Raw genomic sequence first — 22,680 nt, 5'->3', positions numbered from 1 at the left:
ACAAATGAAAAAACTATTGATCAGCCTGCTATTAAGCAGCAGCGCTTTGTTTGCTGCACCAATAGCTATGGCTAATTCACAATTTTCAGCGCTGCAAATGGCACAGGTACAACTGGATAGCCTGAGCTTTAAGAACATCATGCGCCAGTTTTATACTGGTCAGATGAGCCGTGGCTATGTCGATGACGAAGAGCTGAGTAAAATGCCACATATTACTTTGGGACAAGCGGATGAAGATGAAAATACGACTGTCGCGCTCATGCATCCAGTAATTGAATATAAAAATAATGCCAAGGAATCGCGTTATCTAGTCATGATTGAAAAGATACAGGTCGGTAGTGAAGGTAATGTGGTGTCTTGCCATGCTTGTGCAGGAACAGCAGACTTGTTTAGCTTTAAAAAACTACATAATGGTCAGTATCAACTGGTCAGCCGAAGTGCCAAAGATGCTGAATTTTCTGGTAGCTGGGGGCGTGTGGGGCTTGATCTGGAAGAAATTGCTAAGAACTTAAAGCCTTTGGGTAAGAACTTGGTTGGAAGTATCTTCCAAAACGGGTACACCAGCACAGGAACGACAGAACTGTGGTGGGAAGCGTTGCACCTCCCTGAAAATGACTTTATCAATAGTTATGGTGTAGCGGATGCTGGAGCCGATAACGGGGGAAGTTATGAAGAAGATTCACCACTGTATTATAGCTATGACAGTAGCTTAGACGTGATTAATAATGGAGCTGCTTATTTCCCACTGAAAGTGACTTATCAGGGAGAAAAACCGACTGAGGATTATGATCAGATCCGTAAAGTCAATTACTCAAAATTATTCCACTTTAATGCAATAAAGAAAGAATATAAGTGATTCAAATAGTTAAAAATTGAAAAGAGATAGGGGAATATGAAAAAACTTTTAATTGCTGTGCTTGCCTTAATGCCTATATTAAGCCAAGCACAAACATTTTATTACGATCAACCAGCAACATTAACAGGGAAATTACTGCGAATTAAAAGCTTACATCCTAATCAAGAAGCTTTTGGCGGTAATCAAATTGCATTGGCTTTAGATCGGCAAGTCAATGTCGATGGTGAAGAAGGTTTAGTCAAAACTAAACTTATTCAATTGGTGGATAATGATCCACGTTATTCTTCACTGTTTAAGAAAGAAGGGCAGTCGGTAAAAATTAAATGTAGTGAATTATTTAGATCACATACTGCCCATCACACGACTAAAGTTCTTTGTGTTGTTAAGTCTGTGGATTATAAATAATGAAATTACTGATTGTAGTTCCTAACATGGGAAAAGCTTGTTACATCAGATGTTTGTATAGGGGGCATAATGAATTTAGCAACTTCACCTTTTGAACATTTCACACAACTTTTAGATTCTGCAAAAAAGTTTAAAGCGATTCCGCGAGAAAAAACTTTTTTCGATACTGCGATTCGTAGCCATTACGAAAATCCCACCACTGAATTGCTTGAATTTTTCTTAAACCCTCAAGAATCCCATGAGTTGGGAGAGGTGTTCTGGAAAGGCTTTAGTGATGTTGTTGTAGGAATGAGCGCCCTAGAGAATTCTAGTTTAGGTCAAGTGGAAAACTTGGAGCGAGAATGCGTTACACATAACAGCAATCGTATCGACCTAATGATTGATACCGATACACATCTCATTTTACTGGAAGCTAAAATTTACCATCATCAAAACAATCCATTTGATGACTATGTGAAATATGCTCAAACACGCTCAAAAGGCAAAGCTATCCTTGGCTTGATACTCAGCATCTCTGGTAAAAGTGAAGCCCAAAATTGGTTCGGTATTTCCTACCAAGAATTGGTGAATGCTGTCCGACCTTACCTTGCAGAACAAATGATGACGAATCCCATGAATAAATGGAATTTGTTTGCTCGTGAGTTTTTGCTGCATCTTGAAAGTTATTATCGTACCCAGAATCTAGATATGAACCGTATCCAATTTATTTTTGATCATTATCAAGAAATACAAGAGTTGCAAAAGCTGAAAACTAATACTATTCAAGAAGTTGTCGATAGTATCAGTCAGCTTCTTAATCAATCCATTGATGGTTATATCTCTAGAAACAAATATGAATCATGGGGAGGGATTCGTTTTTATAACGATGCGTGGAATAACCTGACAAATAACACTTTATATATTTATGAAAATCATGGCGAGACAATCTTTGGGGTGAATACTTATATTCTGAATTTACCAGAAGCATTAGAGGAGCAAGTATTTTCTATTTTGAAATGCAACGATGATTCACGCTACCTCAACTGGAAAATTGAAAAATATAAAGGTGGTGCTGAACGCTGGTTATGTATCTATTGGCGAGCACCTGAAAATAATTTTGAAGCGATTCGAGATTTAATTCTGGAGAAAGCAAGTTTGTTAGATGTGATTGAAAAAACTTTAAGGTAAATCAGTATATTGAATATAAAGCGAATAAGAATTTAGAGAGTAGAGGGTGAAATGACAGTACAAAGCGAATATCAATTTGAAAATGAACTGATTGCACAACTGCAAGGACTGGGCTATGCAACCGTTACCATCAAGGATGAACGCCAACTACTGTCTAATCTCAAAACACAAATTGAACGTGCTAACGGACTTACAGCATTGTCAGATACTGAGTGGAAGCAGGTCATCAGTTTTTTGAACACGGGCACAGTGTTTGAACGCGCCAAGAATCTGCGTGATCTGTTCCCTGTCAAATTTGATGACGGCACTAGCAAACATATTTTTTTCCTTTCAGATGACCCAAGCAAGAACATCTATCAGGTGACCAATCAAATCACCATCGACCACCGCGACTATAATGGCAGAACCAGCCGTTTTGATGTGACTTTACTGGTCAATGGTTTGCCTTTAGTGCAGATCGAGCTGAAAAAACGCGGCATGGAAATCGCCGAAGCCTTTAATCAAACGCAACGCTATATTCGTGAAGCCTATTGGGCAGGGCAAGGGCTATTTGGTTTTATTCAGCTTTTTGTCATTAGTAATGGTGCCAATACCCGTTATTACTCCAACGGCACCACAGGCATCGAGTTTGCCTTTCCCTGGGCGGATGTCCATAACAAACACATCAATGAAATTGTCGACTTTGCCGAAGCTTTTTTCAATCAGCAGCATTTGACCCAAATGCTGACCCAGTACATGGTGCTGCTAGAAACCACCAAAAGCCTGATGGTGCTGCGTCCCTATCAGATTTATGCAGTACAGAAAATTGTGGAGCATGTGCAAAACTCCGATCAGAACGGCTATATCTGGCACACTACAGGTTCAGGTAAAACCCTGACTTCATTTAAAGCCAGTCAGATCATCATGCAAATGCCTGATGTGGAAAAAGTTCTGTTTGTGGTCGATCGTAACGACCTCGATACGCAAACCTCACGCGAATTTAATGCTTTTAAAGCAGAGAGTGTGGACAGTACCGACAGCACGCATACTTTGGTGAAGCAGCTTGATCAACGCCATGACAAGCTGATTGTGACCACCATCCAAAAGCTGAATCGTGCCATCAGTAATGACCGCTATCAGGAATACATCAATTACCTAAAAGACAAGAAAGTGGTGTTCATCTTTGATGAATGCCATCGCAGTCAATTTGGTGACACGCATCAGAACATTAAAAAGTTCTTTGGCAATGCGCAGATGTTTGGCTTCACAGGTACACCAATCTTTGAGGAAAACAGCCAATCCAAAGCAGGTTTGAAACTGACCACGGATTACCTGTTCAATCAGTGCTTACATCAATACGTGATTGTCGATGCGATACGTGACCGCAATGTATTGCAGTTCCAAATTGATTACCGTGGCAAATATACCGCTAAAGGGATGCAGAACAATCTTGATTGTGATGATGATGTTGAGGGGATTGACACCCAAGAGCTATACGACAATCCGCAACGACTGGAAATGATTGCACGTTATATCGTTGAGACACATGACACCAAAACCAAGAGTCGTGAATTCACGGCGATGTTCTGTGTTAGTTCAGTCGATACCTTGACCCAGTACTACGATTTGTTTGAGAAAGTCCAAGCTGAAAAGCAACAACAGGATGAAGCCCAAGGTCGGCTGTTTAAGCCACTGACCATTGCTACAATTTTCTCCTACGGTGCTAATGAAGCAGTCGATACTGTAGATCAGAATGGTTTGATTCATGAAGAATCTACAGACACCCCAACACAAATTAACCAGTCTAGCCGCGACAAACTAGAACGTTACATTGCTAATTATAATGCCCAGTTTGGTACTAACTACAATTCTGGTGACGGCTTCTATGCCTACTATCGAGATATTGCAGATCGAGTCAAGAAAAAGCAGATTGATATTCTATTAGTGGTTAATATGTTCCTGACGGGCTTTGATTCAAAGCCCCTAAATACGCTGTATGTGGACAAGAACCTTAAATACCATGGTCTGATTCAGGCTTTCTCACGTACCAATCGTGTGTACAATGACAAAAAGCCTTTCGGAAACATCATTAGCTTCCGCAATCTGAAACGTGCTACGGATGAAGCCTTGGCCCTGTTTTCTAATAAGGAAGCAAGAAAGACAGTACTGGTACCGAGCTTTGAAGAAATTCAACAGGATTATGCGGATGCAGTCGAAAAATTACTGAACATTACCCCCGACTATCAAGCCGTGGATGATTTGCTGACTGAAGATCAGCAACTGGAATTCATCAAGGCATTCCGCGAGGTCATGCGTTACAACGCACAACTGCAAACTTTTGTGGAATATGACCAAGATCAGACTGTTTTAGATAAACAACACTTTGCTAATTTCGCTTCGAAATATGCAGATCTATGTCGAGCAACTCGTAAAGCCACTAAAAAAGAAAAAGTCTCGGTGCTGGATGATGTCGATTTCCAATTGGACCTACTGCACAGTGACCGCATTAATGTGGGTTATATCCTGACACTGCTACAGATGGCAGTGAATGCTGAAACAGATGAGCAGCGTAAGAAATACGAAGCTCAAGTCCATGATCTGATTGGTAGTGATATTAGCTTGCATGATAAGCAAGATTTGATTCAAAAATTCATCGAAGAAAATATGCCAAAAATGATCAACGGGCAAAGCGTACAAGTGGCTTTTGCTCAGTTCTGGGATGCAGAAAAAGAACAAGCCTATCAGCATCTTTGTAAAGAAGAAAACCTGAAACCAGAAGCGATGAAAACGGTTTTAGATAACTATGAATTCACGAAGCGTTTACCACGGAAGGAAGAACTAAAAGACTTACCAAACTATAAGGTTAAGCTGTTTGAGCGGGAGAGTGTATTTAATCAGTTGTGGGATAGGACGAGAAAATTTATTCAGACTTTTTATACTGGCCTTTGAGTAGATAATGGATATGCAGAATATTGATGCTCAAGTAGATGCCTTACTGACTGATCCAGTGACAGCAAATAAATACCTTTCGTACTTTGATAAAGATATTAAAAAACGATGTATTGAAAAAAGTGAGTTCTTTGCACAAACCTTAATTCATGATGAAGATGCTGAAATTAGACAGTTATGTGCTGTGCATTATGAGTTTTTAGCCTTAAAACTTATCGCAGATGGCGATGCTACTGTTCGTGCGGCATGTGCAGAAAAATGGGAGTCTTGTGCTAAGTATTTATTTGCAGATGATAGCTATAAAGTACGTCAAGCATGTCTAGATTGGGAGTTATGTCATCCTCTGATATTGATGAATGATGCTGAGTGGGAACCAGATATATTACAAACAGTTTCCTTAACGGGAATTGATTCAGATGTACTAGAAGAGAAAGAAAGGGCTAGAGAAATTTTAGAAAATGAAATTGCTACAGATGATAATTTTGCTGATATTTGTGTAGAGTTAGAGAACAAATGGATCAAACAAAAGTGCGCTGAAAGTTGGAGATTATGTGCTTTAAAATTAGTGCATAGTGAAGATGAAGATCTTGTTGAAATAAGTATTCAGCGGCTTTTGGAAGATGATGATTGGTGCTGTTTAGATTCAGAGGAATTGGTTGAGCTGTGCCGTATTGATGAACGTCTAGCCTTACAAATTTTAGATAATCATTTAGATGATTGGTGGGTGAAATCAGCTTGTGTTCAACTTTATGAAAGTTGTGCAATTCAATTGATGACTGATGAAGATGATACCATAGCAGAGCATGCTCAATTCATGATTTTGGAAAGTCAGAACACAGAGCTAAAGTTAAATGCTTTAAAAGAATTAAATAATTACCATACTGCAGCTATCTTGATTCAAGACCGTGATCCAGAAGTTCGGAAGGCATGTATTGCAGTTGATGAAGATTTTGCCAAAGAGCTAGTTAATGATCATGATATGAGTGTTCGATTGGCTTGTTTAGAGGCTATAGATTGTGTAGATGAACTTGTGAATGATCATGAGGTAGAAATTCGCAAAGCTTGTGCTCGATATTATGAGGGTGCTACTCAATTAATAAATGATGAAGATCCAGAAGTTAGAAAAATTTGTGCTGAACATTATCAATGTGCATCAGGTTTGGTAAATGATATTGATAAAGGAGTGAGATCAATAGCGAAGATAACAGTAGAGAGGTGGTGAGACTGTAAATAAAACTAAGGAAAGCCAATCGTATCCGTACCATTAAAGGTTCACTTGCGATTGAAGGAAATACTTTAAGTACAAAACAAATCCCGGCATTTTGAATCTCTTTGTAGTCATTTACCCTTCAATTCATTTTTAAAAGAATATTTCCATGTATTCTCAATTATTTACCCTTATTTCACCGCCTTACTTGAGATTGATAATTTAGCTTGATAGGGTGCTTTAGGTAATTAAAAACTAGAGTTTTTACAGTGGCTAAAATTACAGTTTATGTATGTCGTGATTGTGGCAAGGAGGAGGATACGTGGATTGGAGAGTGTCTTCAATGTGGAGCATATAATAGTTTCAGCAAAACAACAGTTGAACGAAAGGCTCAACATCGGGCTACAGCAGGTTTAAGTCATTCTGGCTATGCAGGACAACAACATCATATTACCAAATTAAATATGGTGAAGATGAGTCAGGAACTTAGGTGTTCAACAGGTATAGGAGAATTTGATCGTGTATTAGGTGGTGGGCTAGTCACTGGATCAGTGGTATTAATTGGTGGTGATCCTGGCATAGGCAAATCAACGCTACTTTTACAAACTGCTACGCATATCGCAGAAAATCAATCGGTTTTATATATCACAGGGGAGGAGTCACTGTCACAAGTTGCTATGCGGGCTAAACGATTAGGTTTGCCACTGGACAGACTGGATGTCATGGCAGAAACGAAAGTAGAACGCATTTGTGAGATATTAACGGAACAAAAAACTTCTATGGTGATTTTGGATTCCATTCAAACTTTATATACGGAGGCTATTCCTGCTGCATCAGGCAGTACATCACAAATTAAAGAATCTGCTGCAATTTTAACCCGACTTGCAAAACAAAGAGGGATGTCTTTACTTATTGTTGGTCATGTGACCAAAGATGGTGTATTGGCTGGCCCTCGTGTACTGGAACACATGGTTGATTGCGTATTGTATTTTGAGGGGCAAAGTGACTTACAGTATCGAATGATGAGAGCTGTTAAAAACCGCTTTGGGGCTGTAAATGAATTAAGTGTTTTTGAGATGACAGATCAGGGGCTAAGGGAAGTTATAAATCCAGCAACGATTTTCTTGGATCGCTATGGTGAGGCAGTTGCTGGTTCTGTTGTCATGGTCAGTCGAAATGGGGTCCGACCATTTTTAGTCGAAGTACAGGCTTTAGTGAGTGAAACAAAAACTACACCTAGACAACTTATTTTAGGACTGGAGTATAATCGCCTTACTTTGCTGTTGACCATTATGAAAGAACAAGCCAACGTGGATATTCTTGAACATAATGTCTATGTCAATATTGTGGGTGGATTGAAAATTACAGAAACAGCGTCAGATTTAGCTGTTCTATTGGCTTGTGTATCGAGCCTAAAAAATCAACCCTTACCTCACGATATGGCTGTGTTTGGTGAAGTAGGTTTGTCTGGCGAGATTCGGTCTGTACCCAATGCACAGGAACGTATAAAGGAAGCACAAAAGAACGGATTTAAAACTGTAGTCGTACCTAAAGTGAATCAGCCAAAGCAAGCTTTGGACTCTATGCGAGTGATTGCTGTGGAGTATCTGTACCAAGTCTTACAAATTGTTTTTGATCAAAATAGTGAGCAGCTTGAGTAAGTAGGATAGATCAAATTGGTTTTACCTGACATTATCTACGGCGTTTGCTGTAAAAAATGAGCTTCATCTAGTAAAGTAGCGATTATGGTACAGGTAAAATTTTGTTGTGGTATCTACTTAATTTATTGCCAGTATTACCGTATTGAAAATCCATACTGAAGAGAATTGAAAGATAGCTAATGAATGCTGAACATCCACTACTGCTAGAAATTCAAAAAGGCGAAAGCAAGACGCTAGAGTTTAAACAGCAGTTACCTAAAGGCCAGCAAATCGCCAAGACTTTAATCGCCTTTGCAAATAGTAGTGGTGGTAAGTTGATTGTTGGGGTTTCGGATGATCGGCAGTTGGTTGGGATTCGAGAAGATATCTTTGACTTGCAAGATAAAATTACCTCAATGATTTATGAGTTGTGCAGTCCGCAACTGGCAGCACAAATCTATATTGAAAATATTGCAGGCGTAGAATTATTGGTTGTGGAAGTGGCTCGGGGAAGTTTATTTCCATACTATCTTAAATCTGTGGGGCGTGAGCAAGGTACGTATATCCGCTTAGGTGCAAGTAACCGTGTCGCATCACCTGAGAATATTCAACAACTGGAATTGCAACGCCTCAATGTGAGTTTTGATTCGTTAGCAAACTATCAATACCCTTTAGAAAAACTAGATTTAACAGTATTGGAAACGGCTTTTAAAGCTGCTGATAAGGCACTTACCTTAGAAAAAATGCTGAACCTAAAGTTGGTTATAGAGGAACAAGGGCAGCATTATGCCAGTCATGGCTTATTGATTTTATTGGGTAAATATGAGCATGTCATGACCCAGTGTGCCCGATTTAAAGGCACAAATATGAGCGTGTTTTTAGATCGTAAAGAATATACAGGGGATTTGTTTTCTCAAATTGAGCAAACAGAAATTTTTATTAAAAATCATTTGTCTTTGCGTGCCGAAATTCGTGGATTAAAGCGTTACGATTATTTGGAAATTCCAGAAAATGCCATCCGTGAAGCCTTAGTCAATGCTTATGTTCATCGGGACTATAGTAATTTTGGACGCAATATTAAAGTTGCTGTTTATGATGATTTGATCAATATTGTATCTCCAGGTGGATTACCTAATGGTTTAACTGAAGCAGATTTGTTGCAAGGACGTTCAGAAATTCGTAATCGGGTATTGGCTCGTGTGTTTAGAGAGCTAGGTTATATTGAGCATTGGGGTAGTGGTCTGCAACGGATAAAACAAATCTGTGAAGCAGAACATTTAACCACACCTGAATTTTTGGAAACTGGTGATTTTTTTGATGTGAAGTTATATCGTCCTGTGATTGAGTCATTAGGTGGTTCAATAGGTGGCTCAATCGAAGATTCAGGTAGCTCAATAGGTGGCTCAATCGAAGATTCAGGTGGCTCAATGGTAAACACTGAAATATTGACTGACCGACAAAATGAGATTTTAGTTTTAATTCAACAAAATCCTAAAATTTCTTATCGTGATATGGCGGTACAGTTGGGTATCAATAATTCGGCAGTAAAAAAGCACCTCAATCATTTAAAAGATGCAGGTTGGCTTGAGCGTGTTGGTGGAACACGTGGGTATTGGTTAGTTAAAAAAGAAATTGAGTAATTTTAGTTGTTTATCGAGCCACCGTACATGTTGCCGATCAAGCTACCGTACAAGCTGGCGATCATGTTCGACATTTGATTTTAGTGATGAATGGCTTTGTTGCACAAACCTATCTGTAAAGGCTTATCTAGCAATATAATTCTCAAATGAATAAGCCCGCACCTAAAACCTATCGCACAACCAATTGGTCTTCTTACAACCGAGCTTTGGTGAATCGAGGAAATATCTTGATCTGGTTTGACCCGACTACTCAATGGTATGCACAACCAAAAGGCAAACATGGTAGAAATCAAACTTATTCTGATGCGGCTATTCAATGCTGCCTTATGATCAAATCACTAATTCGACTCTCTTTACGCATGGTCACTGGCTTTGTTCAGAGCCTCATTAAACTTTGTAGATTAGATTGGACAGCGCCAGATTATTCGACTATTTGTAGAAGACAAAAGCATATTGATATTGCAATTCGCTATCAAAAAAGTCGTGATGGTCTCCACCTACTCGTCGACTCTACTGGCTTGAAGTTTTTAGGTGAAGGTGAATGGAAACGTAAGAAACATCAGCCTGAATATCGTCGCCAATGGCGTAAACTGCATATTGGTATAGATGCTGAAACGCTGCAAATACGGGCCGTTCAGCTCACGACAAACAATGTCAGTGATTCACAAGTACTCGAGGATTTACTTGATCAAATTCCACTTGATGAGCAGATTGATTCTGTCTATACAGATGGTGCTTATGACACGAAACACTGCAGAAAAGTCATTTCAGATCGACAGGCACATGCGGTGATTCCGCCAAGAAAAAATGCGAAGCCCTGGAAAGACAAAAAGCTGAGATCTTTAGAAAGAAATGAATTGTTGAAAACGGTTAAATGCCTAGGAAGAGCAATTTGGAAAAAGTGGTCTGGGTATCATCGCCGAAGCTTGTTCGAAACCAAGATGCATCGCATCAAATTATTGGGAGATAAACTCAGTGTACGGAGTTTTCAAAGCCAGGTGAATGAGATTCATGCACGTGTGGCAGTGTTAAATAAATTTATGGAATTAGGCCGAGCTCATACCCAAGTTGTCACTTAAATTTGAGTCGCTTAGGGTAGTTCTATTTTTTAAATCTTTGTGCACCAAAGCCATTTGGAGTTAGAAAAGTTCCGAATCCTGATCGGGATTTTTTTAGAAAATTTTTGGCAGTTTCTAAGAATATTGGATCATTTTTTGGTTTTTTTCTTATGGAAAAACCAAGCATGCAGATTTTTTGATTAAAAAAAGAGTGCAGTATTTCTATTTGAAGCTGCAATCTTTGATGCAATTTTGAGTTTAGTGAAGTTTGAATCAGACATTTTTTCTCAATACATGACGATCTCTAATCTTAACTTCGATTAAATGCTCAAATGAAAAGAGTAATTCTAAATGAGTCCTTGCGATTTAAGTTATTCATCGTCTTTGTGATGATCATTATCTAATAGCTTACAAGTAAAAATTATTGCTAATATGACTAGGCTAGAAGAAATACCAGCATATAAGTTGGCTAAAGTTCCACCAAAAACAACAATATCTTCTAAAAACAAGATGACTATAACTATAATAGATACATGTAATATAATAACTTTTAGATCATGAAACTTATTAATTGATAGTGTCTTAAGAAAAGAACTATTGTCAAAAATAGCTTGTTGAATAAATAATTTATAAAAACCTGCTGAAATTAAATGAAATGTAATAGCAATTAACGAGACATCGAGGATTTTTAAAAATTTAACAACAACTATTTTTACTTCAAAATTAGTTGCATATATATTTTTCATAATAAAAATTATTGCATCAATTAGAAGATATATAGTTGATAAATATAAAAAAATAGAAGATATTATGCAATTTATAATAACTATAATAACTAAAAATCTACTCTTTTCAAAAAAATTTTGTAGCACTTGATAACATCCCTTAAAATGAAAAAAACAAACAACTATTAATCAAAATCGCGGATAAGAAATTGATTTGAAAATGAAGAAGACTAATGTGGTTCCGTTAATTAGACCACTCAATTCAGTTTTATAAGTGATAAATCCGCTCTAAATATTTAAATTATGCTGCCATTACTTTTAGTAAATGTTGATCATAAAATTCATTCGGTGTTGCCTTATTCAAACTTGAATGAGGACGTATCATGTTATAAAAATCCAAATATTCAGCAATTGATTGTTTCGCTTGTTTAACCGTATCGTAAGCCTTCAAATAGACTTCCTCATGCTTCACGCTGCGCCATAAACGCTCAATCATCACATTATCCATCCATCGTCCTTTCCCATCAATACTGATACGGATATTTCGCAATTTTAACTCATTCAAAAATGCCTCGCTTGTGAATTGACTGCCTTGGTCTGTATTAAAGACTTCAGGACAACCATATTTCACAATTGCTTCTTGCAACGCATCTATGCAAAAGTCTGTTTCCATACTGATCGATACACGATGAGCCAGTACTTTACGACTATGCCAATCTATAATTGCACACAGATAGACAAAGCCTTTAGCCATAGGAATGTACGTGATATCTGTACACCAGACTTGATTAGAGTGATCTATGACCGTGTTTTTCAACAGATATGGGAAAATACGGTGTGCAAGATTAGGCTTACTGGTATTGGGTTTTGGATACAAGGCATGTATTCCCATCAAGCGCATTAAACGTCGAACTTTACGCCGACCTATTTGATGTCCTTGACGCTGTAGCATATCTCGTATCATTCGACTGCCCATAAATGGGTAGTCGAGATGAATTTCATCAATCAGACGCATCAAACTCAAATCAGTTAATGAAATCTCTTTGGGCTTGTAATACAACGTACTGCGATTGATTTGAATCAACTGTGATTGTTGTCGTACCGAAAGTTGATGGGTCTTATCGATCATTTTTTGCCGCTCAGCTGCCCTATTTTTCTGAGCGCACCTTCTAAAAAATCAATTTGCAATGCCTGATGTCCTATCTTGGCATGTAGAGCTTTGAGGTCAATCTCAGGTTCTTGTTGTGCTGTTGGTCCTGAAAAAATATTGACTGATTGTTCAAGCAGTTGATTTTTCCAATCAATGATTTGGTTTTGATGTAAATCGAATTGAGTAGAAAGTTCAGCGAGTGTGTGATCGCCTTTAATTGCTGCGAGAGCAACTTTAACTTTAAACTCTGCTGAATGATTACGACGTTTTCTTCGTGTCATGATTGACTCCAAAAACAAGCATTTCCCATGCTTATTGGGGAGTAGATTATCACTTATAGGCATGGTCTAAAATCCTAGACCCACATCAATTTACAGTTGTTAGAAAAGATTTGAATATCAGTACAGATTCCATTAAGGATGAAGATATATTAAAAATAATATCAGGGATATTAAGTACAGTCGACGGTATTTCTGCGCTAAGGACTCATGCGAGTTCTGCACATGGAGCGGGTATTCGGACGTATAATTTGCAGCCTAGACATGCCAGACTTGCTATTCATTCTGCTCATACTATCGCACTATTTTTACTTGAATCATGGAGTCACAAAAAGAATAAAATTGCGATCTAAAAGTATTTAGTAAAATATGTAAATATTTTTAATAGAAAATTTACGCCATTTTTACGCCATTCTAAGAATATTATTTAATTAAGTTTTTGATTTGGTTAGTTAAATTTGTTTTAAGTGTCCAATCCATCATTGGTGCAACACTGATTCGTGGAGATTGAGGGGTTTCAATGGTTTTGTCAGTATTCATTAAAAATCAGGCTCTTTATCAGTGTTTATCTGCTTTTTATACAAAGGGCTTCGTTACTTTAAAGCAGATGGAATGCAAATAAATGTTTAGGAAATTATCTGTAAACGAGTAGCCATCAAACCAAAGCCAAACTTTTTATTGGCGACAACAGATGACGTTGAAGAGTTCTAAAAATGTTCGAGATAATTTTGGAGAGATAAGAAAGAGTAAAGCGGAGGCCTTTACGTTCACGCAGAAATTTCCAACAGAATATAATAGTAACATAAAAATAAAATTCGCACATTTTGCTAAGTGCAACGTTTAGTGGAGGGCTGCCTATACTTTGTGAAACTTGAGTTCTGTTCTGTACTTATTTACTTTCTTGTAAATGATTATTCTGTACAGCCGTTTAATGTACTGTTGAGCGCTCATGTTTCTTGAGAAAAGATTAATTACCATTCTTTAGAGTGGTTTTTCTGCATTTAAATTTTGATAACTTTCTGAATCCAACGATGCCCTTGTGTAAGCGGGTCCTTATTTTGCTCCGTTGAATTTTAAATTGATGGAGAAAATATGTTTGCACAAGGGTGAGTTAAAGCAAATTTGGATGATGGTAGGAAAGATCATGACTTATAAAGCCTTTACGTTATCAAAATATCCGCAAGGACATATCACTACAGATATTTTTGAGCTAGTCACTTTGGCACAACCGACTTTAAAAGAAGGTGAGTTTCTCGTTAAGCAGACACATATGTCACTTGATCCTGCTATGCGCACCTGGCTCCAACCAAGAGAAGACAGTTATTTACCGCCAGTACAAATAGGCGAAGTCATGCGCTCTTACGGAGTCGGCGTGGTAGTCGAGTCCTTGAATGCTCAATTTCCAGTCGGTACTCATGTCGTTGGTGTCACTGGATGGAGTGAATATGTTTTAGGTCATGCCGACATGCAAGTGATTGATGCCTCGATACCAGCAGAGGCCATATTGGCTTTATTTTATTTCACAGGTCTGACCGCTTATGCAGGTTTAATGAAAGTTGGAAAACCTAAAAAGGGTGAAACTTTGGTGGTGACAGGTGCAGCAGGTTCAGTCGGTTCATTAGTCGGGCAATTGGCGAAAGCCGAAGGTCTAAGAGTCGTAGGTGTTGCTGGCTCTGATGAAAAGTGTAAATGGTTGGTTGAAGAGCTGGGTTTTGATGCCGCGCTTAACTATAAAGCGGAGGATTTTGAAGCTCAACTTCGTGTTGCCGCGCCAAATGGTGTGGATGTTTTCTATGAAAATACGGGTGGGTCAATCCAAGAAATTATTTTTAATCAGTTAAATCGGTATGCACGTGTCATCGTCTGTGGCGTGTTGGCTGATTATGACCATGAGGTGCCTGCAAAGGGTCCAAGTTGGGTGGATATCAATTTAAAAAGCCTGCGTGTACAAGGTTTTATTGTAACTGATTATGCGTCTTTTGCAGATGAGGCTATGTCTGTGTTGGGTCGTTATCTCGCAGAAGGCAAAATCCAATATAAAACCTATACGGTTGAAGGTTTCGAGTCCTTGCCTGAAGGTTTAATGAAGCTATTTAAAGGTGAAAATACAGGAAAATTTATCGTTAAGTTTTAATCTTAATGGCTCTCATGGATGTTAATGCCAATTCAATTTTATTGCTCACTATAAAAGTTCTGTCCCTTGTGTATTGGATCAACTGTTTTAGATGCAAAGGGGATGCTGGCGGCGTTGGTGCTGTGCTTAGTGAAATTTAAATTGCGATGAAGATCGTATCATTCTTGTGGACGATCAAACTTAAATCACATGGACGAATCGAGAACCTATTCTTTTAGCCCCAAGTCAGCATGGTTTGCTATGGGGCTGGGTGTTCTCACATAAATTAAAACAATGATTACAATCTGGATAGAATCAGCATGCGCATTATCCCTACTCAAGCCGAGTCTCCACCTTTAAAAAGTATACAGCTTCAAGGGCAAACGTATCGTTATCATGTGATGCTCAAACCCTCCGGTGCCCAATGTAACTTGGACTGTAGTTACTGTTTCTATCTGCATAAACAAGACTTATTGCGTCAACCTAAAACCCCACGTATGGCGGAGTCGATGCTTGAGTTGCATATCAAGCAATATATTGAAGCACAAACAGGTAATGAAGTGGTTTTTAGCTGGCAGGGTGGTGAGCCTACCCTGATGGGGTTAGAATTTTTTCAGCGTGTGGTTGAGCTACAAAATAAATATAAGAAGCCGAAGCAATGTATTGAAAATGACATACAAACCAATGGCACCTTGCTTGATGAGGCATGGTGTGAGTTTCTGAGTCAGCACAATTTCTTGGTTGGTTTATCTATTGATGGCCCAGCTGAATTTCATGACAAACATCGCTATAACAAAGGCGGCAAACCTACGCATGCCAAAGTGATGCATGCCGTGGAATTACTTCATCGCTACCAGATTCCATTTAACGCACTGTGTGTCGTGAATCGAGACAATGCGAAACGCCCAAACGATGTATATCGTTTTATCCGTGATCAGGTGCAGCCACGGATGATCCAGTTTATTCCGGGAATGGAAAGTGCACAGTTCCAAAGCACTGCGCCTGGGCATTGGAATCTTGATGATTTACCCATACTTGGCAGCTCTGCCGCACAACCAGGAACCAACGACTCTGTTGTCACTGATTGGTCTATTGTTGCTGATGACTGGGGTTATTTTCTCTCACGGGTTTGGGGGGAATGGATCAAGAAAGATTTTGGACGGGTATTTGTCGACCAGTTTGAAAATATAGTGTCCATGATGCTTGGCTATGGCGCGCAGAAATGTGTTTCTGGTCAGATTTGCGGAAAATCACTGGCAATCGAGCATAACGGTGATCTCTTTTCCTGTGACCATTTTGTCTATCCCGAATACAAGCTCGGTAACATTCAAGAGATACATCAAGGCGATCTAGTCTTTTCAGAAGAACAGAAAAAGTTTGCTTATGCGAAGTCGAATAGCTTGCCTCAATACTGTCGCCAATGCCCCTATTTACAATATTGCTGGGGTGACTGTCCCAAAGATCGCTTTTTGAAAACACCCGATGGAGAAGCAGGTTTACATTATCTGTGTTCTGGCTTAAAGCGCTTTTTTCATACTGCACTTTTATCCAAAAGTGAAATTATGAAACAGCTTAAACCCTAAAGAAATTTGCTGCGAATAAAGACTAAAAATAGTCTTTTAAATAAACGGGTTTATCTCGAATTTTGTCAATGTTGCTCAGGCGAAAGACAAATTTTCAAAATGTTATAAAAGGAAAAAGAATATGCACAAAAAAAGGATTTCGAGTTCAATCGCTGTACTGGGTGGAGCACTACTTTCAACGAGTCTAATGGCAAAGCCACCGAATATTTTGGTGATTATGTCTGATGACGTAGGTTTCACAAATGTTAGTGCATATAGTCATGGCGTTATGGGCTATAACACGCCCAATATTGATCGAATTGCCAAAGAAGGCATCATGTTCACCGATCATTATGCGCAACCCAGTTCAACAGCGGGACGTGCAGCATTTATTACGGGGCAATATCCAATTCGTTCAGGCATGACCACAGTAGGACGTCCAGGTTCTCCACTAGGTATTCAAGCTGCGACCCCAACCTTGGCAGAAGTGCTTAAACCTTTGGGTTATATGAGTGGTCAGTTTGGGAAAAACCACTTGGGCGATCGTAATGAACACTTACCGACTGTGCATGGTTTTGATGAGTTCTTTGGTAATTTATATCACTTAAATACCGAAGAAGAACCAGAACAATTTGATTATCCCAAAGATCCAGAATTTCATAAAAAATATGGCACACGCGGTGTTTTACACTGCTATGCCTCTTCAACAGATGATGAAACTACAGATTCTCGTTTTGGAAAAATGGGGAAGCAAAAATGTGAAGATACAGGGGCATTGACGCGCAAACGCATGGAAACAGTAGACGATGAGTTTATTACAGCCAGTGTTGACTTCATGAAACGCAGTAAAAAATTGGATAAGCCATTTTTTGTTTGGCTGAATCCAAGTCGCATGCACATGTATACGCATTTACGTGCGTCTCATCGCTATTTGGCTGCAAAAGCAACCTCAGAAGATGATTTGTATGGCAGCGGGATGATTGAGCACGATATGCAAGTCGGTCAATTGTTGGATGATATGAAGAAAATGGGCGTGTTGGACAATACCATTATTGTGTATACCACGGATAATGGCCCTGAACACAGCGCAAAAAATCATGGTGGTACGACACCATTTCGTGGTGAAAAAATGACGACCTATGAAGGTGGGGTACGTGTTCCGACAATGGTACGCTGGCCGGGACATATTCCTGCAGGGCAGGTGAGAACGGGTATTCAAGCCAACATGGATCTTTTCACGACATTGGCAACGATTGCAGGTAATCCAAATGTTGTCGAAGATATGAAAAACAATCGTAAGCAATATATTGATGGGGTGAATAATTTAGATTACTGGACAGGGAAATCAGTGGAAAGCAAACGCAATAATTTTCTTTATTATCATGAATCAACACTGCGAGCTGTTCGAATTAAGCAGTGGAAAGTTCACTTTGAAACCAGTGAAAATTATTATGATAGTTATCAAAAGCAAAAATTCCCCATCATGTACAATCTCCGTCAAGACCCATTTGAGTCCTTTGATAGTGTAAGAGACCGTTCTGAAATTATCCAAAGTAAACAATGGATTTCTGAACCTTTGCAGGCTTTGATTGGATCACATATTAAATCCTTGATGGATTATCCTCCTGTACAAAAAGCAGCAACACTCGATTTTAGTGAGCTGATTAAAAATATGCAGGCAACGAAAAAATAAAAGCATTCTGTATGAATAAGGCAGCTCAGTTTTCTGAGTTGCCTTTTTTATTAATATGGCATCATTTTTTTCAACCTATTTTTATTGAACGCATCAATCTTTGTTTTTGATTGAGCCTCGACTTCAAATTGATTATGGTAAATAGACGATAACAATAAAAAATGGAGGAAATATGTTTGTACTTGAGCAAGTCTTTAAGGATAAAAAAGCAGTGCATTCTGATGCCTTTAATTTAAGAATTCATCGTGGACTAAGCTGGTTTAAAAAAGCCATACAATTGGATGATGATCTTGATTTAAAGTTCATCACGCTATGGATTTCTTTTCATGCTTTGTATGCCCAAGAATTAGAACACCTTCAAAACCAACAGCATCTGAGCCAGTTCTTACAGACAATGCTTCAGCATGATGTTGAGCACAAATTTGAGATAATTTTATTGGAGAGGTCGAGTCAGCCTATTTATCGCCTATTGAACAGTTCGTATAGTATGCAAAGTTATTGGGACTATCAAAATCAGGCAATTAGCCTAGAGGCGTATAAAGCTCAACGAGGACACGAGAAGAAGAAAGTCACAGAAGCCATAGAGAATAAACATACAGAAGATATTTTGTTGATCTTATTTAGCCGTTTATGCACGTTGAACGATCAGTTCATGCAGGGTGGTTGCTCCTATAAAAGCGCGTTAAACCGAGAGCAACTCCAAGACGCATGTCTTGTTTTATCCGCGTTATTGCCTGCTTTGATTTATATTTTACTGGAAAATGCAGATGCTCTAGATAACGGGAAACCCTATTATCCAGTGGCACAGGTCAGCTAATTTACGAATAAAAAATCAGACAGTTTTAAAGCAAGCTGTCTGATTATCGGTATTAGGCAATACCATATTTTCTACTATATAGTGTGTCAATCAGTGCAAAGACACTGGCCAAGATGACCAATGAAATTCCGACCAGACAGGTGCTGCTCCAGCCACCATGATGCCATGCATACACGCCCAGCGCAGAACCACACGCCCCACCAATAAAATATAAAGTCATATAGATTGAGTTCACCCGAGACTTTGCATCGGGACGTAAACGGAAAATCACGTTTTGATTACAACTATGTGTGGTGGCTAAACCAAGGTTAATTAGTGCATAGCCTAGGACATAGCTGAGTAATGAACTGGCACCCAAATATAAAAACACCCAACTCAAGGCTAAAATGGCGCAGCCTGCCCAAGTCAGGACTAGGGTATAACCACGATCTGCCCATTTCCCAATGAACTGAGTCGAGAGTGCCCCAAAAACGCCAACAAGGGTCACTATACCCACCCATACATCGGAGAGTTCGAATGGCTTAGAGGTTAGCAGCAGGGCAATGGTTGAAAACAGCATACTCATGGCAGCAAAAGCAAATCCACCAGTCATTGAACGAAACACCAAGCGTGGCTCTTGTTTCAGTAGGCTTCCCATGGACTTAAAAATTGTGAAATAAGTGATTTTAAATTTTGGTAGTTGCGGCAACTTTCCTTTCATAATGAAAGCTAGAACAAACATGGCAATGCCACTGAGGATGTAAATCATCTTCCAGTGCCATAGATCAGAAAGTAAGCCTGCCACACTGGTAGACAGTAAGATGCCGACCAGTAATCCACTCATGAGAAAACCAACCACTTCGCCAGTACGTTCAGGTTTGACTGCCATCGCAGCTAAAGGAATCAGCACTTGAGCTGCGACAGAGAATAACCCTGTAATAATTGTCCCGATCCAGAGCATCGCTAAGTTGGTCGATATTGCACAAATAAAAAGCCCTACAGATGCACCAAACATCAGGAGTGGAATAAGCTTGGCTTTATTGAGCATATCACCTAAAGGCACAATAAATAGCAAACCTAGAGCATAAGACACTTGTGCAAACGTTACTGTTAAAGCGACTTGTTCTTCTGGAACTTGAAGGCTTTGTTGTATTGATGAAATCAAAGGCTGGCAATAATAGTTTGCCCCTGCACATAAACCACACACAATTGCCATGAGCCAAAGCAGTGATTTATCTCGACTGATGTCGAAGGAAGTATTCATAGTAAGCCTTTGATTGGGGGAGGTAGGAGCAAACAACGACAACATCACTGTTGAATGATCATGATGTAGCGTTTGGGAAATTGTATACGAAGCGAGGTTAAAAGCATAAAAATGGTGCAGAAAATAAAGTACGAGTGGATCGCTATAGGGCTGAGTAATAACCTCGCATTCTTATGTTCTTTTGATATGCTTTACTGAGATATAATCAAAAAAAAGTGATATTTCTAATTTTCTGTCAAAAAACACCGAGAAAAATGAAAAAAATTCTGAATTGATGGGGAAAAATTGTGAGTAATTGTTGCATTCCATCATTCTTCATCAGAATCATCAGCAAACAGCCAAATCAAATTGTTGAAATATTGACCTTGTAGATGCTTTTGTGGTCGATTATGGTGCATTTAGGTTTAAGTACAGACTCACAATTGGCTTTACTATCACTCCATAAAATATTGAAAAAAGTTTTTTGTTAGTCAACTCTAGCTTGAAATCAGATTGAACAGGACAAATTTTGTTTAGGGTTTTTACAGAATCATTTTCAAATACACTTTTTCATCTGACTGAAATTGGGGTATGGGTATTTTTGATCTATTCAACATAGATGTTATTCAATTTGAAGCCAGAGTCATTGCCGTGAAACTGTCACTTGGGTCAATGTCTGCAAAGTTTGCATGACAAGATGTGGAAAAGGTCTATGAATGATAGGTTTTGTTTTATGTGAATGTGATGCTTTAAATTTGTGAATTGGTCAAAAAGATCAATAGGGAAGAATTAAAGCACTCAGTCTTGTACAAAAAAAGTGCGATTTTTATGCTAAATGGCGATGAGGGGAAAGTGCTGAATAGAAATAAATCAATTTTGAATGTCATTTTCAGCAAATAAACGATATATCACACAATATTTTTTATGAATCACGAGTTCAGTATGTGGGTATTTATTAAATAAATAGTGGGTGGTATTTTAAAAAAGTTTCATTAGAATCCAAAAATTCATAAGAACATCCTGGGGGAAACATCGCCTAACTCGTGATGTTTACTTTAAGAAAAATTAGCTTGAGGGACGCTCATGCAGATCGGAATTCCAGCCGAAACGGTTGTTGGTGAAAATCGTGTAGCCGCAACGCCAGAAACGGTAAAAAAATTGATCAATGCTGGTCACAGTGTAGTCATTGAACGTAGAGCAGGTGTAAAAGCTGCTTATATTGACAGTGCCTATGAACAAGTTGGTGCCACGCTTACAGATGATGCCTATACCGGTAGCCAAATCGTTTTGAAAGTACGTGCCCCTCAGGGTGCTGAGATTCAAAAGCTTGCGCCAAATACATCGGTTATTGCCATGTTTGATCCGCACCGCAACACTGAACTTGATCAATTTGCATCGCAAAACGTGTCTGCATTTGCTTTAGAGCTATTGCCACGTACTTTGTCTCGTGCACAGAACATGGACGTGTTGTCCTCACAAGCGAACTTGGCGGGTTATAAGTCAGTGCTTTTGGCTGCTGCTGAATACCAACGTATGTTCCCTATGTTGATGACGGCTGCAGGTACAGTAAAACCTGCACGTGTGGTGATCATGGGAGTCGGCGTTGCAGGATTACAAGCGATTGCAACTGCAAAACGTTTGGGTGCTGTGGTTGAAGCAACGGACTTACGTCCAACAGCGAAGGACCAAGTTGAGTCTTTAGGTGGCAAATGGTTAGACGTACCGATGTCAGCAGAAGAACAACAAAAAGCAGCCGATGCTGCGAAAAATGGTTATGGTTGGATGCCGGGTGAAGACTATATCCGTGATCAAGCCATCATTGTAGATAAAGCTGTGTCGAATGCCGACATCGTGATTACTACTGCACTATTACCAGGTCGTGACGCACCACGCTTAATCAAAGCAGAAACTGTTGCCAAAATGAAACCAGGTTCAATCATCCTTGATATGGCGGTTGAAACGGGTGGTAACGTTGAAGGTTCGAAGAATGGTGAAAATGTTGTCACTGATAATGGTGTGACCATTTTAGGTATTCCAAATATTCCATCTACAGTTGCAACAGAAGCGTCTGCTTTGTATGCACGTAATGTATTGAATTTCCTTGACACCTTGTTTGATGCTGAGAAAAACTTTGCACTCAACCCTGAAGAAGAAATTCAAAAAGCCCTTCTAGTAACTCATGGCGGTCAAGTACTGCTCAAGCGTGGTTAAGGAGATAG

The 22,680-nt window shown here is 39.0% G+C and carries 17 protein-coding genes; 14 read left to right on the top strand and 3 right to left on the bottom strand.

Translation table 11 applies throughout. From position 1 onward, the window contains the following. Nucleotides 1-4 precede the first annotated feature (4 nt). The 8 genes from ACZ8ZH_RS14885 (at nt 5) to ACZ8ZH_RS14850 (ending at nt 10,922) form a co-directional block, all read left to right on the top strand. Nucleotides 5-856: a hypothetical protein gene (locus ACZ8ZH_RS14885; protein WP_470247771.1), complete on the top strand. Its 852-nt coding sequence runs from the start codon at nt 5-7 to the stop codon at nt 854-856. Nucleotides 857-892: 36 nt separating this feature from the next. Beyond that, nucleotides 893-1,261 (top strand): DUF4431 domain-containing protein, encoded by a 369-nt coding sequence (locus ACZ8ZH_RS14880; RefSeq protein WP_317113165.1) that lies wholly within the window; start codon nt 893-895, stop codon nt 1,259-1,261. A gap of 69 nt (nt 1,262-1,330) precedes the next feature. Continuing rightward, on the top strand, nt 1,331-2,428 hold the full coding sequence (locus ACZ8ZH_RS14875) for a PD-(D/E)XK nuclease family protein (RefSeq protein ID WP_470247770.1): 1,098 nt from the start codon (nt 1,331-1,333) through the stop codon (nt 2,426-2,428). Nucleotides 2,429-2,479: 51 nt separating this feature from the next. Then, nucleotides 2,480-5,356 (top strand): type I restriction endonuclease subunit R, encoded by a 2,877-nt coding sequence (locus ACZ8ZH_RS14870; RefSeq protein ID WP_470247769.1) that lies wholly within the window; start codon nt 2,480-2,482, stop codon nt 5,354-5,356. A gap of 7 nt (nt 5,357-5,363) precedes the next feature. Next, a complete protein-coding gene (locus ACZ8ZH_RS14865) occupies nt 5,364-6,578 on the top strand; it encodes a hypothetical protein (RefSeq protein ID WP_428872051.1) in 1,215 nt (404 codons plus the stop codon). Nucleotides 6,579-6,832: 254 nt separating this feature from the next. Beyond that, nucleotides 6,833-8,224 (top strand): DNA repair protein RadA, encoded by a 1,392-nt coding sequence (radA, locus tag ACZ8ZH_RS14860; protein ID WP_180105882.1) that lies wholly within the window; start codon nt 6,833-6,835, stop codon nt 8,222-8,224. A 179-nt stretch (nt 8,225-8,403) separates the two neighbouring features. Beyond that, on the top strand, nt 8,404-9,843 hold the full coding sequence (locus ACZ8ZH_RS14855) for an ATP-binding protein (RefSeq protein ID WP_470247768.1): 1,440 nt from the start codon (nt 8,404-8,406) through the stop codon (nt 9,841-9,843). 146 nt (nt 9,844-9,989) lie between these two features. After that, a complete protein-coding gene (locus ACZ8ZH_RS14850; protein WP_470247767.1) occupies nt 9,990-10,922 on the top strand; it encodes an IS5 family transposase in 933 nt (310 codons plus the stop codon). Between the two features lie 350 nt (nt 10,923-11,272). Here ACZ8ZH_RS14850 and ACZ8ZH_RS14845 read toward each other — a convergent pair whose 3' ends face one another. Both ACZ8ZH_RS14845 and ACZ8ZH_RS14840 read right to left on the bottom strand, forming a co-directional pair. Beyond that, nucleotides 11,273-11,773 carry a YqhA family protein gene (locus ACZ8ZH_RS14845; RefSeq protein ID WP_252665665.1) on the bottom strand — a complete coding sequence of 167 codons (501 nt, stop codon included), beginning with the start codon at nt 11,771-11,773 and terminating at the stop codon, nt 11,273-11,275. 154 nt (nt 11,774-11,927) lie between these two features. After that, a protein-coding gene (locus tag ACZ8ZH_RS14840; protein WP_252665664.1) for an IS3 family transposase occupies nt 11,928-13,057 on the bottom strand; the annotation gives its coding sequence in 2 pieces (ribosomal slippage) (nt 11,928-12,805 and nt 12,805-13,057; 1,131 coding nt in all). A 71-nt stretch (nt 13,058-13,128) separates the two neighbouring features. Between ACZ8ZH_RS14840 and ACZ8ZH_RS14835 the strand changes: the two genes are divergently transcribed. From ACZ8ZH_RS14835 to ACZ8ZH_RS14815, 5 genes are all read left to right on the top strand, one after another. Then, on the top strand, nt 13,129-13,407 hold the full coding sequence (locus ACZ8ZH_RS14835) for an abortive infection family protein (RefSeq protein WP_470247934.1): 279 nt from the start codon (nt 13,129-13,131) through the stop codon (nt 13,405-13,407). Nucleotides 13,408-14,198: 791 nt separating this feature from the next. After that, entirely contained in the window at nt 14,199-15,188 is a 990-nt protein-coding gene (locus ACZ8ZH_RS14830) for an NADP-dependent oxidoreductase (RefSeq protein ID WP_119064935.1), read from the top strand. Between the two features lie 299 nt (nt 15,189-15,487). Then, the gene (locus tag ACZ8ZH_RS14825) at nt 15,488-16,750 is read left to right on the top strand and encodes an anaerobic sulfatase maturase (protein WP_119064894.1); all 1,263 of its coding nucleotides are present in this window, start codon (nt 15,488-15,490) and stop codon (nt 16,748-16,750) included. A 121-nt stretch (nt 16,751-16,871) separates the two neighbouring features. Further along, nucleotides 16,872-18,422 carry an arylsulfatase gene (locus tag ACZ8ZH_RS14820; protein ID WP_171405815.1) on the top strand — a complete coding sequence of 517 codons (1,551 nt, stop codon included), beginning with the start codon at nt 16,872-16,874 and terminating at the stop codon, nt 18,420-18,422. Between the two features lie 172 nt (nt 18,423-18,594). Then, nucleotides 18,595-19,239, top strand: a complete 645-nt coding sequence (locus ACZ8ZH_RS14815) for a HEPN domain-containing protein (RefSeq protein ID WP_119064896.1) — start codon at nt 18,595-18,597, stop codon at nt 19,237-19,239. Between the two features lie 52 nt (nt 19,240-19,291). Here ACZ8ZH_RS14815 and ACZ8ZH_RS14810 read toward each other — a convergent pair whose 3' ends face one another. Continuing rightward, complete coding sequence (locus ACZ8ZH_RS14810) at nt 19,292-20,482, bottom strand: MFS transporter (protein WP_086209874.1); 1,191 nt, start codon at nt 20,480-20,482, stop codon at nt 19,292-19,294. A 1,062-nt stretch (nt 20,483-21,544) separates the two neighbouring features. Here ACZ8ZH_RS14810 and ACZ8ZH_RS14805 point away from each other — a divergent pair. Continuing rightward, nucleotides 21,545-22,672, top strand: coding sequence for a Re/Si-specific NAD(P)(+) transhydrogenase subunit alpha (locus ACZ8ZH_RS14805; protein WP_086209873.1), 1,128 nt, complete (start codon nt 21,545-21,547; stop codon nt 22,670-22,672). Nucleotides 22,673-22,680: the final 8 nt, after the last annotated feature.

The organism is Acinetobacter sp. SW-226 (assembly GCF_055632855.1).
This window is presented reverse-complemented; position numbering and strand designations above follow the sequence as displayed.